This is a genomic window from Novosphingobium lindaniclasticum LE124 (assembly GCF_000445125.1).
In the GTDB taxonomy this organism is placed as follows: domain Bacteria; phylum Pseudomonadota; class Alphaproteobacteria; order Sphingomonadales; family Sphingomonadaceae; genus Novosphingobium; species Novosphingobium lindaniclasticum.
The window spans coordinates 13,791-27,087 of the sequence record NZ_ATHL01000052.1 but is presented as its reverse complement, the minus strand read 5'-3'; the positions used below and the strand labels follow the sequence as shown (position 1 = coordinate 27,087).

The following is a 13,297-nucleotide window of genomic DNA, read 5'->3' as shown; positions in this document are numbered from 1 at the left end:
CATGACCGAACAGCCGAAGACCATGGACGGCGCCGATCGCGTCGTGATCCCCTTCCTCCCCGCGCTCCGCAAGAAGCTGGGCGAGCGCCTCTCGCCTCCGGCAAGCAAGCTGGTGGTGACGGATAGCGGCGCCAAAAGCCGTTTCTGGCGTGGTGTCGGGGCGGTGTGGCACCGGCTCGTCGTCTTCTCGGTCGTTGGGGCCGTGGCCGTCACGCTCGCTCCGCATCCGGCTATCGCATCCGAGACGCCCGTTCCTGGCCCAAAGGATGCGCGGGTCCGCAACGTCAACTACGATCCCGATCAGGTCGTGACGATCGTGGGCAGTTTTCGCCATGCGATCGAAATCCAGTTCGGCCCCAATGAAACCGTGACGCAGGCGGCGTTGGGCGACACGATCTCATGGCAAATCGCGCCCGTCGGCAACATCGTGTTCCTCAAGCCGCGCGAGAAGGCTGGCGGAACCAACCTGATCGTCGTCACCAACGTCAACGGCGCGCCGCGCACCTATCATTTCAATCTCACTCTCGGCGCCGGCGAGGCAATGTATGGCATCCGGTTCCATTACCCGCGCGAGGAGCGAGCTATGGCGACGCTTCAGACCCAGCTCGCCGAGGTACAGGCCGCGCGCGCGGTCGAAAACAACATCACCACAGCCGCGCTCGATCATGCCGTGATCGAAGGAACGCGAAACATGAATTACACGGTGCAGGGCGACTCCTCGCTCCAGCCCACCGAGATCTCCGACAATGGCGAGTTCACGGTGCTGCGCTACCCAGGCCACGCCGACATACCTTCAATTTTTGCCGTTGACGTGGACGGGACCGAGACGATCGTTCCCTACGACGTGCGCGAGGATTTTGTCGTGATCCATGCGGTCTATCGGCAGCTTCGGCTCCGTCGCGGCAACGTGGTGCTGTGCATCTACAATGAAGCGCCCCCTCGCAACGATCGCGGCGATCGGACGGGGACCGTCTCCAACATCGTCGAACGTAAAGTGAAGGGGCAGTAAGATGGCCGATAACCTCATTGACCGCGGCGGCGAAGTCGGCGCCGATACCGTCCCCCCCAGCGAGCAGAGCAGCCCCATTGCGCGCAGCGGCGGTTGGGGAAATATCGCTTTCCTCGGCGCCGGCCTCGCACTGATCGGCACCATGGGCGGCATTGCGATCGGCTATGGTGCATTCCACCATTCCGGCTCCGCAAAGCCCGCCGAGCAGCCGGCAAAAGCCAGCGATCGGGCCGTGGCCGATGTGATGGGATCACCGAACGCGCAGCGCGCGCAGCTCGCCGGCCAGCTCGGCCAACCCAATGCCCCGCAAACCGATATGTTCGGCCGCCCGATCGCGGCGACGCCTAACCAGGCTACCGATGCGAACGGGAATCCGGCGCCGGTGTCGGCGAATGGTCAGGAGACGCCAGAGCAGAAGCGAGCCGAACAGGCACGCTCGATGGCGGATGCTGCGCGCCGATCGCCGATCATGGCGTTCGGCAGCACGGGTATCGCATCCGCCGGATCACCGGGGACAAGCCTCGTCTCGGCCGAGCAACCGCAAGGGAATGGCCAGCCTCAAGGCGATGGGCAGGGCCAAGGGCAAGGCCAGCCAGGCGGCCCGCGCAACTTCGGGGCCAGCGGCTTCGGGCAGAATGATGATGCCGGCCCGTCGGGTAAGGGATCGACCGATTTCAGCGATCAGCTCAACCATGCGGCGATCCAGACAGTACGGGCGAGCGTGATCCCCGATCGGAGCCTTCTGTTGAGCGCTGGCACGGTCATACCCTGCACTCTGCAGACGGCCATCAACTCGACGCAGGCGGGCTTCGTGAACTGCGTCATCAATCATGACGTCTATTCGGAAAATGGTCGCATCGTCCTGCTCGACAAAGGGACGAAGGTGCTGGGGCAATATTCGGGCGGCATCACACAGGGGCAGGCTCGCTTGTTCGTCCTATGGACGCGCGCACTCACGCCGCGCGGTGTGGCGATCGACTTGGGATCGCCTGCGGCTGATAGCCTTGGCCGCGCCGGCCTGCCGGGAGGCGTCGATACGCAGTTTTGGGCGCGCTTCGGCATGGGGCTTGTGATCTCGGTGCTGGAAGATGCGTCGAACATCGCCAGTCGCGCCGTCGCCGGCGAAGGCACCTACTCGACACAGGTTCCGGGCAATACTGCACAGACGGTCCTCAACCAAACCATGCAGATCAAGCCGATCCTGAAGAAGAATCAGGGCGATACGGCTGCAATCTTCGTCGCCAAGGATTTCGATTTCCGGTCCGTCTATGACGTGCGACTGAGGCGCTGATTTGTGGCGTCGTCGATATACCAGCACAATGCGGCGCCGATAGAGCGTCACCTAGCCCGCGAGGACGTGACGGAGCTGGTCATCAATGAGCCGGGCCTGATCGGCTTGGAGACGCGCAACGGTTGGGAATGGCATAAGGAGCCGGCATTGGACAATGCGGCCCTCATGACGCTCGCGAAGCTCATCGCAGGTCTGACCAAACAGGATGTCACCGCCGAATATCCGATCGTCTCCTCGGTTCTTCCGGGAGGCGAGCGCGCGCAGGTCGTCGTCCCCCCTGCCGTGGAGCGGGGCTTCGTCTCGATCACGATCCGGAAAGCGTCGGGCGTCTCTATGGACATCGACGATTTCGACCGCGCCGGGCTTTTCAGTGAGGTCCGCGCTCATGGCCTGCATGAAGAGGTCGACTCCGCGCTGATGCGATTTCGCGAGGCCGGCGACTGGAAGGGCTTCTTCCGGCTCGCGGTCGAATCCCGCAAAAATATCCTGATCTCCGGCGCCACGGGTTCCGGCAAGACGAGCTTCTCCAAGGGCCTGATTAGGCTCATTCCCGATTACGAGCGCATCCTGACGATCGAAGACACCCGCGAGCTGGTGGTGCCACAGCGCAACCACGTCCACATGATGTATTCTAAGGACGGAAAGGGCCTTCAAAAAGCTGGCGCAAAGGAATTGCTGGAATCGGCGTTGCGTATGCGACCCGATCGCATCCTGCTCCAAGAGCTACGCGACGGCACCGCCTTCTTCTATCTGCGCAACGTCAATAGCGGCCATCCAGGCTCGATAACCACGGTCCATGCCAATACGGCCGAAGGTGCGCTGGAACAGCTTACGCTGCTGGTCAAGGAATCGGAAGGCGGCAACGATCTCGATCGGCACGACATCCGCGCCCTGTTGCGCTCGCTGGTTGATATCGTCGTGCAGATGCACCGCCTTCCCCCAGGTGACGGGAAGCCGGCGCGCTATCGTATGACGGAAGTGTGGTTCGATCCTGCGGGCAAGCCTCGCGATTAGATTCGAGCGGAGGATCGCATTATGAGCGGCAAAATGGTTCGCAACCAAGGGGCGTCCGAGCCGGCCGCCATCGCGTTCCTCGTCATCATAGGCTTGATGATAAGCGCCGCGATCGGCGCCGTGGTGGTCCTTTGGAAGGCGCATCTCCTCTCGGCGCACACGCCCTGGGCGCGCGTTCCGGGTGCATTATGGTCGATGCGCCACTTGCCGATCGTGTGGAAGCCGTTTCTCGCCGGTTTCTTCATCGCCTTCGCGGTCTGCCTGATCGGTATCGTGTCGTCGCTTTTCACGGGCCAGAAGCTCCACGGCGAAGCCCGCTGGGCGCGGATCGGCGAGGTCCGCAAGGCCAAGCTCTTGGAGGATGCCGGCATTCTCCTCGGCCGCATCAATGGCAAGTTCATGCGCTTTGGGGGAACCGAGCATGTCTTGCTCGAAGCACCCACCCGCGCCGGCAAGGGCGTCGGCGTCGTGATCCCGAACCTTCTCCAATGGCCGGATTCGGTTGTCGTCCTCGATGTGAAGCAAGAGAATTGGGCGGCGACAGCAGGCTTTCGGATGACGAACCTTCGCCAGCAAACACTCTTGTTCAACCCGCTCGATGCCCACGGTCGCACATGCCGCTACAACCCGCTCGCGTACATCAACCGACGCGATCAGGTCGAAGTCGTCAACGAGCTGCAAAAAATCAGCGTCATGCTTTTTCCCCTGCCCCTGCAGGGCGAGACGTTTTGGGCGGAAAGCGCAAGGACGGCGTTTCTCGGTGTCGCGGCCTATGTCGCCGCCACGGTGGATGATGGCGACGATGCGCTCCCCTTCACCATCGGCGAAATCTACCGCCAATTCGCCGCCGGCGATGCACAAAAGCGATTTCCCAAAATCATCTCGCAGCGCGAGCGGGAGGGCAAACCGCTATCAGGGGCGTGCGTGTCGGCGCTGCGGGATTGGATCATGGCCTCGGCCAATACCTTCACGTCAACCCGCCAGTCCGTCACCGCCAAGATCAATCTGTGGCTGAACCCCTATGTCGATGCGGCAACGGCTGTCAGCGATTTCGATCTGCGCGAGTTCCGCGACAAGCGGATCTCGCTCTATCTCGGCGTCTCGCCGGATGATCTGGATCGCGTGGCACCGATCTATGGCCTGCTTTTCCAGCAGCTCATTGACCTCAATGTCCGCGAGCTGCCCTCGGGCAACAAGCACCAGGTTCGCTTGCTGCTCTTGCTCGACGAGTTCTCGCGCCTCGGCCGCGCGTCGGTGATCGCCAATGGCTTCAGCTATGTCGCCGGCTATGGCATTCGCCTCCTCCCCGTCATCCAGAGCGGAGCGCAGCTCGAGAACGTCTATGGGCCGAAAGTCGCCACGGAGATTGAATCCAACTGCGGCGTCCAAATGGTCATGCGCCCCGCGACCAACGATGATGCGAAGGATATTTCCGAACGGCTTGGCACTTATACGTTTCGCGCCAAGTCGCGCTCCTTCGGCATGTGGGGCCGTGGGGGCGGCTCGGTATCGGAATCCGATCAGCGCCGGCCCCTGATGCTTCCTCAAGAGCTGATGCAGCTCCCCGAAAAGGACATGATCGTCCTGCGCCTCGGCATCCCGCCCGTCTATGGCAAGAAAATCCGCTATTATACGGAGAAGGCCATGGTCGCGCTGACCAAGATCCCCGCACCGCAAATGCCGAACATTCGACCCGATCCCACCGCACCGATAAACAGCCTGCGGGTGATCGCCGCGGCCGAGGCGGATGATAATGGCGCCCTTGGCTCGGCCCCGCCTGCTCATGGTCCTGGGCCGCAATCCGGAGGCGGAGGCACGGCCCCGACCCACCATCGCTTGAACCAAGCCGCGATCGCCGCCGCCATGGCCGCGCCTGCCGGGGAACGCACCAGCAAGCTTTTCCAACATATTGTCATGGTAGGCGAGCCAAAGGTCGCTTAGCGTTATGTGATCTTACCCTCGTCGGTGCGGTGACGCGAAGGCGGATCGGCTGCACAAGAGAGGCAGGCGCCTTGAAACCGATGGCAGTTTTTGCCATAATGGTAGTGAGGTGATTTATGGCTTCGATGAACGTCTCCCTTCCGGACCCTATGCGGGATTACGTCCAGCGCCGCATCGACAGCGGGCATTATGCCAGCGTGAGTGATTATGTTCGCGATCTCATTCGGCGCGATCAGGGCGAGACGCAGGATGTCGAACGGTGGCTGCATGATCTTGACGCCTCGATCGAACGCGGCCTTGCCGATGCCGAGGCGGGGCGCACCCACGACCTCGACGACGCCTGCGATGCTATCATCGACAGGATTCGGACACGGGCAAGCGCTCAGCCGCAATGAAAGTCATCCTGACGCCGGATGCGCTGGCCGACCTCGATCACATCGCCGAGCATATCGAAAAGGACAATCCCGCGAGAGCCATCAGCTTTGTTGAGGAATTGCGTGAGGCGGCCCGTCGCCTTGCCGATCTGCCCCAAGGCTATCCTCTGGTGCCTCGCTATGAGCGCTACGGTATCCGTCGCCGTTCCTATCGCCGCTATGGCATCCTCTACCGGCCAGAAGCCCACCGTATCCTGATCCTGCGCTTTCTTGGCCCCGGTCAAGATCATGATCGCGCGCTCCAATTGGTGTGAGCGATCGCTTGCTAGGGATTGATCGGAGCGAAGGCGGGCCAGTCACGACTTTTGAGGCCGGGCTGTGACAGGAAGCTCGGGCCGTCCAGCAACAGCGTCATGCGCGTGTAGCCGATCCTGAGGGATTCGAGCGGCACCGCTCGCAATGTCTCTTCAAGACCGGCATATCGCTCGTCCGAGATCACCACATAGTTTATCCTGCCGGTCGAACATTCGATAAGGGCCTCGACAACCCGGCCCAGATTCATCCCGCTCTTGTCATCAACCGCCATGCCGATCAGGCCGGTCGCGGTGAACAGGTTCGGCGTATCGGATCTTTGGCTGGCTGTTTCGGCCGATCGGCCGCCATCCTCATATTTGGTCTGCTGCCCCAACCATCGCCAGATACCAACTAGGTTCGTCAGCATCAGGAATCCATTGGTGGCAACCAAGGCTGTCTGTCCTGTGGCGTAGCCCAATGTGGTCCAGCAAACCGAGCTGATGCTGAACACCACGAAGCCCCAGCCCGTCACGCGCGCGCCCAGGTTGGAAGCCGTCATCATCGCCGCGATCATCGTCGCGATCGTGGCGATCCAACCGACGAGACTTATCATTGTCCCACCCCTCGCTGCGGCCCGCGTGCGGGCGGCGCAACCGGCAACGCCTTCACGCCGGCTGCGCCGACGCTTCCGTTGTCGGGAGCGAAACAGCCGCCTCGCTCGTCAACAGCCGGAAGGTGAAGCTCTCTTGCAGGTACAGCTCGACCGCCTCGGCGGTGTGGCTGAGATAGCCGATCGACAAATCCTGTCCGAGATCGAGTTCGAAATCGCCGCCCCGCGTTGTCAGGACGACGCCGCCCATGATGCCCGGCGCCCAGATGATATCGCCGTCCACCAGACGATTGATGTGCTGGAGCACCGGATAGCCCTCCTCGCTGCCGCCGCTGATCGCGGTGAACGGATCATCGCCCAGCACCAGTCGATAAGGCCCCTCGACCCCGGCAAGGCGCAACCGATCGACGGCTTGGGCGACGATGGCGGGATATCCGGCGACGGCCGTGGGCAGCGGCACCGGCTCGTTGCTCGCGCCGGGACGGATGCCGCCGATATCGGCAGCGGCATAGCCATCAAAGATCGCGCGATTTTCGGCAAAGGCGATCGTGCGGGCGGCTTCCTTGAGCGGTTGCCAGTCCGAATCCTCGGAGCCGCGCTCCACATCGTCGATCGCCGCGCGGGTCAGCGTGAAGGGCACGCGCAGTTCGACCACGGCGTTGACCGCACGCCGCACGGCTTGGACGCCATCGCTGGGCGCATCGATCGGCTTGGTGTGGCCCGTTCCCACGGCCGCGAGCGTGGCCCCCTTCGGTTCCGGCACGTCCACGACGCGGCGCGCGGCCAGATAGCGCTTGAGAGTTCGGGTCGCTTCTTGGTCGATTTGCGCCCAAGCGGCGTCGGAGATGGGGGCGAGTTCGCGATGGAGGTTATTCATGTCCTGCCTCATCTTTGAGTGATCCAATGCGCAGCGATCCATCCGATGCTGACGAGGGCTCCGGTGCCGGCGCCGTGGATGCGGGCGCCTCGGCTACCGCCTCATCGCCATCGGCCGTGGCTGGCTCCGGCGTTACCTCGTCCAGAAAATCAGCCGACGGCACGAAATAAAGCGAGCCGGTCACGGCCCGGCTAACATCGAGCAAGCGATCGTAATTGCCGGGTGGCAAACCGATGAACATATTGTCGAGCATCCGCTCGATGCGGGTCGGCGAGCGGGCGTAACCGATGAAATAGGTGCCGAACTCGCCCTTACCAACATCGCCGAACGGCATGTTATCGCGCAGGATCTGGAGTTGCTCGCCGTCCTCCTCGATGTTGGTGAGCACGTTATGCGCGAAGCTCGGCTTGGCCGCCTCGTCCAGCTCGATGTCCGACAGCTTCTCGCGCCCTACGATCTTCTCCTGCTGCTCCACGGGAATCGCGTTCCACTTGTCGAGGTCGTGGAGGTATTTCTGGACGATCACATAGCTGCCGCCAGCGAAGACCGGATCGTCCGCCGCCCCGATCACCGTGGCATCTCTGGCTCCCTGCTCGACGGGGTTTTCCGTCCCGTCGACAAATCCCAGCAGGTCGCGATCGTCGAAGTAGCGGAAGCCATGCACCTCGTCCGTCACCGAGGCGAAGCCGGCGAGACGCTTCACGATCTGCGCCGCCATCTCGAAACACAAATCCTGACGCGCGGCGCGAATGTGAAACAGCAGGTCGCCGGGCGTCGAAGGCGCATGATGGACGCCGCGGATTTCCCGGAACGGATGCAGTTCCTTCGGCCGCGGCGCTCCGAATAGCCGGTCCCAAGCATCGGAGCCGATCCCCATGATGCAGGAAAGTCCGCCGTCTGCCGCCCGGAAGCCCACGCCACGAACCAGCGACGACAGGATGGCGCAAAGACCCCGCACCCCCGCTTCCGGCTTCTCCCCGGCGCCCATCGAGACGACCAGAAAGATCGCAGCGCGGGTAAGCCGGGCATCGACGGCCTGGGAACGAGCGGTAACATCTTGAGAGACGGTAGAAGGCACGTTCAACTCCCTGAATGGTCGGGCAGGACCATCGCTATCACATCCCAGCAAGACATGGCCGGTGCTCGATCATCGGGATCGCCACACCCCAATCGACAAGACTCACCATAGTCCCACTCCCCCCTGTCGCCGGCGTCCAAGCGGCTAAAGCGCCGCCTTTAGATAAGGCGCGGTCAGGCTGCCTTGCGCTTCGGCAACATCGTGAGGGACGCCGCTCGCGATGATCCGGCCACCATCTTCGCCAGCGCCAGGCCCCAGATCGATCACCCAATCCACCTGTGAAATAGCTCGCATGTCATGCTCGACGACGACGACCGTATTGCCGACATCGACAAGGCCCTGCAGGTGCCGCATCAGCCGATCAGCGTCGGAAGGGTGAAGCCCCGAAGTCGGCTCGTCGAGGATGTAGATGGTGTTGCCACGCTGGGCGCGTTGCAGCTCGGTCGCGAGCTTGATGCGCTGGGCCTCGCCGCCCGACAGTTCCGTCGCCGGCTGTCCAAGCCTCAGATAGCCGAGGCCAATCTCCCGCAGCACATCGAGCGAGCGCATGACGGACGGTTCGCTCGCGAAGAAGTCGCACGCCTCGTCCACCGTCAGCTCAAGCACCTGGGCGATGTTGCGGCCGTTCCATTCGACTTCGAGCGTCTGCGGATTGTAGCGGCTGCCATGGCAGGTCGAGCAGGGCGCATAGACGCTGGGCAGGAACAACAGCTCCACCATGACGAAGCCCTCACCCTCGCACACCGGGCAGCGGCCCTGTGCGACGTTGAAGGAGAACCTGCCCGGGCTGTAGTGGCGCCGGCGCGCCAGTGGGGTGTTCGCGAAGATCTTGCGCACATGATCGAACAGGCCGCTGTAGGTGGAGAGGTTCGAGCGTGGAGTGCGGCCGATCGGCTTCTGATCGACCCGCACCAGCCTGCGCACATGCTCCATGCCCGCAACGATGCGGCCTTCGGTCTCTTCCCGCGCAACATCGAGCAGCGGATCGGTATCCTCCTCCTCGGCAGCCGGCGTGCCGCCGAGTTGTTCCGTCACAAGCTCCGGAAGTGCCTGGCTGACAAGACTGGACTTGCCCGATCCTGAAACCCCGGTGACGGCGGTGAAGCAGCCAATCGGTAGCGCGACGTCGAGCCCGTGAAGATTGTTGCGGGTCACACCTTCAAGACGGAGCCATGCTTTTGCTTCGCGCGGGGTCCGGTCATGGGCGTCAGGTTCTGCGAACAGATAGCGACGGGTGATCGACGCCTCGACGCCGGCAAGCCCTGCGATCGGGCCGCTGTAGAGCACTTCGCCGCCCTTTTCGCCGGCACCTGGCCCCACATCGACCAGCCATTCGGCATGGCGGATCACGTCAAGATCATGCTCGACAACGAACAGCGAGTTGCCCGCCGCCTTCAGCCGCTCAAGGATGGTCAGCAACGCTTCGCCGTCTGCCGGGTGCAGCCCCGCCGATGGCTCGTCCAGCACATAGACCACGCCGAAAAGCTGTGACGACAATTGAGTGGCAAGGCGCAGGCGTTGCAGCTCGCCGGAGGAAAGCGTCGGCGTGCTGCGGTCGAGCGAGATGTAGCCAAGGCCAAGGTCGATCAGCGGGCCTAGCCGTTCGAGCAGCTCGGATGCGAGACGCTGCGCGGCGACCCGCTTCTCATCGGAAAGATTGGGCGTGCGGCGCACGTCAGGCGCTGCCTTGTGTGCCGAGCCTCCCGCCGCGACCCTACGTTCAACCGCCGCATCGCGGGCCGCCTTGCCGAGAACATGGCCCTTCAGGGTCGTCGAGGCGCTACCATACTCGCCATGGGCGACGGGCGTGAGCAAGTCCCGGAGCTTCAGCACCGTCAGGTCGCCAAACTCGGCGATGTCCAGGCCGGCAAACTTCACCGACAGGGCCTCGCGCTTCAGGCGCTTGCCGTCGCAGGTCGGGCAATCGCGGCCGATGATATATTGCGAGACACGCTTCTTCATCAGCGCGCTTTTGGTGTTGGCGAAGGTCTCCAGCACGTAGCGACGGGCGCCGGTGAAGGTGCCCTGATAGCTCGGCTCCATACGACGCTTGAGGGCAACGCGCGTCTGTTCGGGCGTCAGACCCGCATAGACCGGCACCGTCGGCGTCTCGTCGGTGAAGAGTATCCAGTCACGATCCTTCTTCGGAAGATCGCGCCATGGCGTGTCGACATCATAGCCGAGCGACACAAGGATATCGCGCAGGTTCTGGCCGTGCCACGCCGGCGGCCATGCCGCGATCGCCCGATCGCGAATGGTGAGACTGTCGTCGGGCACCATCGTCTCTTCGGTCGCGTCATAGACGCGCCCGATGCCGTGGCAGGTCGGGCAGGCCCCGGCCACGGTGTTGGGGGAGAAGTCCTCCGCATAGAGCATCGGCTGATTGCGCGGATATTCTCCGACGCGCGAATAGAGCATCCGCACCAGGCTGGAGAGCGTCGTCACGCTGCCAACCGAAGACCGCGCATTGGCCGAGCCGCGCTGCTGCTGCAACGCGACCGCGGGCGGCAACCCGTCGATGGCGTCAACCTCCGGCACGCCGGCCTGATCGATCAGGCGGCGGGCGTAGGGCGCGACCGATTCCAGATAGCGGCGCTGTGCCTCGGCATAGAGGGTGCCGAAGGCGAGGCTCGACTTGCCCGATCCCGATATGCCGGTGAACACCACGAAGGCATCGCGCGGAACGTCCACATCAACATTCTTGAGGTTGTTCTGCCGCGCGCCGCGCACTTGTACGAAGCCGGATCGCGGCGCGCGTTCCTTGCCGGGGGTGGTTTGAGGCTCCTGATCCTTGCTCATTCGGTCACTTTCACCCGGCGCGTCACAGATAAATGAACTGACGGTAGAGGCCGTCCAGCTCGCCCCGGATCGTCTCGGCCCGATCCTCTTGGCCGTGATCCACCGCCGCGAGCAGCGCCTGTTCCTTCTCCGTGATCCGGTCGCAAAGCTCGTACAGGTTCTCGCAGAAGGCTTCCGAATGGACCGACGGCTCTTGCCCGTAGGGCTGCGCCGACGCCAGGCCGCGAACCGACGAGAGCGGTGTGACGTCGTTCTCCTCGTTGAAGGCGATCTGGCGCTGTCGCCGGCTCTCGGTCTCATCGATCGCGGCCCGCATCGCCGGCGTCACCATATCGGCGTAGAGGACAGCGGTGCCGTTCACATTGCGCGCGACGCGGCCGATCATCTGGATCAGCGCCTGGGCCGAGCGCAGGAAGCCCGCGCGGTCTGCATCGAAGATCGCAATCAGCGACGCTTCTGGGATGTCGAGCCCTTCGCGCAGCAAACTGATCCCGATCAGCACGTCGAACTCGCCCACGCGCAGGCCCTCGATGATCGCGACCCTATCCTCGACCTTGATGTCAGAGTGCATGTAACGCGCGCGAATGCCTTCGCTTTCGAGGAAAGCGTGCAGCTCCTCGGTCGCAACCTTGGTCAGCGTCGTAACCAGCACGCGCTCATCGCGCTGCGTGCGCTGCGCGATCTCGCGTAGCAAATCGTCACGCGCGCCTTGGGACGGGCGGACTTCCACCTTCGGATCGAGCAGGCCGGTCGGCCGCACGATCTGTTCAACCACCCTGCCTTGCGAGGCCTTTACCTCATAAGCGCCGGGGGTGGCGGACACGAAGATCGTCTGCGGCTTGACCTGTTCGAACTCGTGGAAGCTCAGGGGGTGGCTGTCCTTCGAAGACGGCAGGCGGAAGCCATAATCGATCAGCGTATCCTTGCGGGCCTGGTCGCCCCGGAACATCGCCGAGATCTGTGGGATCATCACATGCGATTCGTCGACGAACAGCAGCCCGTCCTTGGGCAGATAGTCGAGCAGGGTTATGGGCGGGAGCGCAGGGTCACGACCGCTCAGATAGCAGGCGTAATTTTCCATGCCCGAGCAATATCCGACCTCGCGCAACATCTCGGCATCGTTGGTGATGCGATCATAGAGGCGCGCCGCTTCCGTCAGGCGGTTTTCGCTGGTCAGCCGTTCGACCTGCGTTTCCAACTCTTCGAGGATCGCCGTGGCGGCCTTGCGGGCCTGATCTGCGGTCGCCGCCAGAACAGTCTTGGGCGAGACAAGATAGTGATCGGCGCTTTCCATCGGCTTGCCGGTCGCCGCATCGAACCATTGGAGCGACGCGATCACGCCGTTTGCCAAACCGACGCGCAGCGCCTTATATTCCGAATCCGCCGGGTAAATCTCAACAGCGTCGCCATCAGCGCGATAAGTGCCGCGCTTCAGCTTATGCTCGGCCCGATCATATTGCAGGCGCGCCAGGCTGCGGAAAAGCTCTTCCTGTCCCAACCGCGCGCCCTCGGTCAGCGGAACCTGGAGCGCGCGATAATTGTCGGGATCGCCCATGCCGTAGATCGACGATACCGAGGCGACGACGATCGTATCGCGGCGCTCGATCAGCGATTTTGTCGTCGACAGGCGCAACCGTTCCAGATGCTCGTTGATCGAGGAATCCTTCGGAATGAACTCATCGCGGCCCGGCAGATACACTTCCGGTTGGAAATAGTCGTAATAGGAGACGAAATACTCCACGGCGTTTTCAGGGAAAAATCGCCGCATCTCGTCATAGAGCTGCGATGTCAGCGTCTTGTTGGGGGCAAGGATCAAGGTGGGGCGCTTCAGACGATGGATGATGTTCGCCATCGTGAAGGTCTTGCCCGAGCCCGTGATGCCCTTGAGGGTCTGGTGATGTGCCCCCTCTTCGACGCCGGCGATCAGGCGCGCGATCGCTTCGGGCTGATCGCCTGCCGGCGTGTATTGCGAGTGCAGTATGAAAACATCGGTCGACACTGGAAATCCTC

The 13,297-nt window shown here is 62.9% G+C and carries 11 protein-coding genes; 6 read left to right on the top strand and 5 right to left on the bottom strand.

Annotation, left to right across the window (positions count from 1 at the left end; genetic code table 11):
• The first annotated feature begins 1 nt into the window (after position 1).
• The 6 genes from L284_RS31645 (at position 2) to L284_RS31620 (ending at position 5,943) form a co-directional block, all read left to right on the top strand.
• Positions 2–1,009 carry a TrbG/VirB9 family P-type conjugative transfer protein gene (locus tag L284_RS31645; protein WP_017980855.1) on the top strand — a complete coding sequence of 336 codons (1,008 nt, stop codon included), beginning with the start codon at positions 2–4 and terminating at the stop codon, positions 1,007–1,009.
• 1 nt (position 1,010) lies between these two features.
• Positions 1,011–2,300 (top strand): type IV secretion system protein VirB10, encoded by a 1,290-nt coding sequence (gene virB10 / locus L284_RS31640; protein ID WP_017980854.1) that lies wholly within the window; start codon positions 1,011–1,013, stop codon positions 2,298–2,300.
• A 3-nt stretch (positions 2,301–2,303) separates the two neighbouring features.
• Positions 2,304–3,314 (top strand): P-type DNA transfer ATPase VirB11, encoded by a 1,011-nt coding sequence (gene virB11 / locus L284_RS31635; protein WP_024310571.1) that lies wholly within the window; start codon positions 2,304–2,306, stop codon positions 3,312–3,314.
• A gap of 21 nt (positions 3,315–3,335) precedes the next feature.
• A complete protein-coding gene (locus L284_RS31630; protein WP_017980852.1) occupies positions 3,336–5,255 on the top strand; it encodes a type IV secretory system conjugative DNA transfer family protein in 1,920 nt (639 codons plus the stop codon).
• A gap of 116 nt (positions 5,256–5,371) precedes the next feature.
• Positions 5,372–5,650, top strand: a complete 279-nt coding sequence (locus tag L284_RS31625) for a type II toxin-antitoxin system ParD family antitoxin (RefSeq protein ID WP_021233332.1) — start codon at positions 5,372–5,374, stop codon at positions 5,648–5,650.
• Positions 5,647–5,943 (top strand): type II toxin-antitoxin system RelE/ParE family toxin, encoded by a 297-nt coding sequence (locus L284_RS31620; RefSeq protein ID WP_021233331.1) that lies wholly within the window; start codon positions 5,647–5,649, stop codon positions 5,941–5,943. Before L284_RS31625 ends, L284_RS31620 begins: the two co-directional genes overlap by 4 nt.
• 11 nt (positions 5,944–5,954) lie before the next feature.
• Here L284_RS31620 and L284_RS31615 read toward each other — a convergent pair whose 3' ends face one another.
• From L284_RS31615 to uvrB, 5 genes are all read right to left on the bottom strand, one after another.
• Positions 5,955–6,536 carry a PRC-barrel domain-containing protein gene (locus L284_RS31615; RefSeq protein ID WP_017980849.1) on the bottom strand — a complete coding sequence of 194 codons (582 nt, stop codon included), beginning with the start codon at positions 6,534–6,536 and terminating at the stop codon, positions 5,955–5,957.
• Positions 6,537–6,588: 52 nt separating this feature from the next.
• The gene (locus tag L284_RS31610; protein ID WP_017980848.1) at positions 6,589–7,410 is read right to left on the bottom strand and encodes a family 1 encapsulin nanocompartment shell protein; all 822 of its coding nucleotides are present in this window, start codon (positions 7,408–7,410) and stop codon (positions 6,589–6,591) included.
• Positions 7,403–8,488 (bottom strand): Dyp-type peroxidase, encoded by a 1,086-nt coding sequence (locus L284_RS31605; RefSeq protein ID WP_026151879.1) that lies wholly within the window; start codon positions 8,486–8,488, stop codon positions 7,403–7,405. The genes L284_RS31610 and L284_RS31605 overlap by 8 nt, the downstream gene beginning before the upstream one ends.
• Before the next feature lie 144 nt (positions 8,489–8,632).
• Complete coding sequence (locus L284_RS49015; protein WP_017980846.1) at positions 8,633–11,287, bottom strand: excinuclease ABC subunit UvrA; 2,655 nt, start codon at positions 11,285–11,287, stop codon at positions 8,633–8,635.
• Positions 11,288–11,309: 22 nt separating this feature from the next.
• Positions 11,310–13,286 carry an excinuclease ABC subunit UvrB gene (uvrB, locus tag L284_RS31595; RefSeq protein ID WP_017980845.1) on the bottom strand — a complete coding sequence of 659 codons (1,977 nt, stop codon included), beginning with the start codon at positions 13,284–13,286 and terminating at the stop codon, positions 11,310–11,312.
• Between the last annotated feature and the right edge of the window lie 11 nt (positions 13,287–13,297).

Coding starts and splice junctions, on each gene's coding strand:
- L284_RS31615 (WP_017980849.1), bottom strand. CDS start 6,536: ATGATAAGTCTCGTCGGTTGGATCGCCACGATCGCGACGATGATCGCG.
- L284_RS31630 (WP_017980852.1), top strand. CDS start 3,336: ATGAGCGGCAAAATGGTTCGCAACCAAGGGGCGTCCGAGCCGGCCGCC.
- virB10 (WP_017980854.1), top strand. CDS start 1,011: ATGGCCGATAACCTCATTGACCGCGGCGGCGAAGTCGGCGCCGATACC.
- L284_RS31625 (WP_021233332.1), top strand. CDS start 5,372: ATGGCTTCGATGAACGTCTCCCTTCCGGACCCTATGCGGGATTACGTC.
- L284_RS31610 (WP_017980848.1), bottom strand. CDS start 7,410: ATGAATAACCTCCATCGCGAACTCGCCCCCATCTCCGACGCCGCTTGG.
- L284_RS49015 (WP_017980846.1), bottom strand. CDS start 11,287: ATGAGCAAGGATCAGGAGCCTCAAACCACCCCCGGCAAGGAACGCGCG.
- L284_RS31645 (WP_017980855.1), top strand. CDS start 2: ATGACCGAACAGCCGAAGACCATGGACGGCGCCGATCGCGTCGTGATC.
- L284_RS31620 (WP_021233331.1), top strand. CDS start 5,647: ATGAAAGTCATCCTGACGCCGGATGCGCTGGCCGACCTCGATCACATC.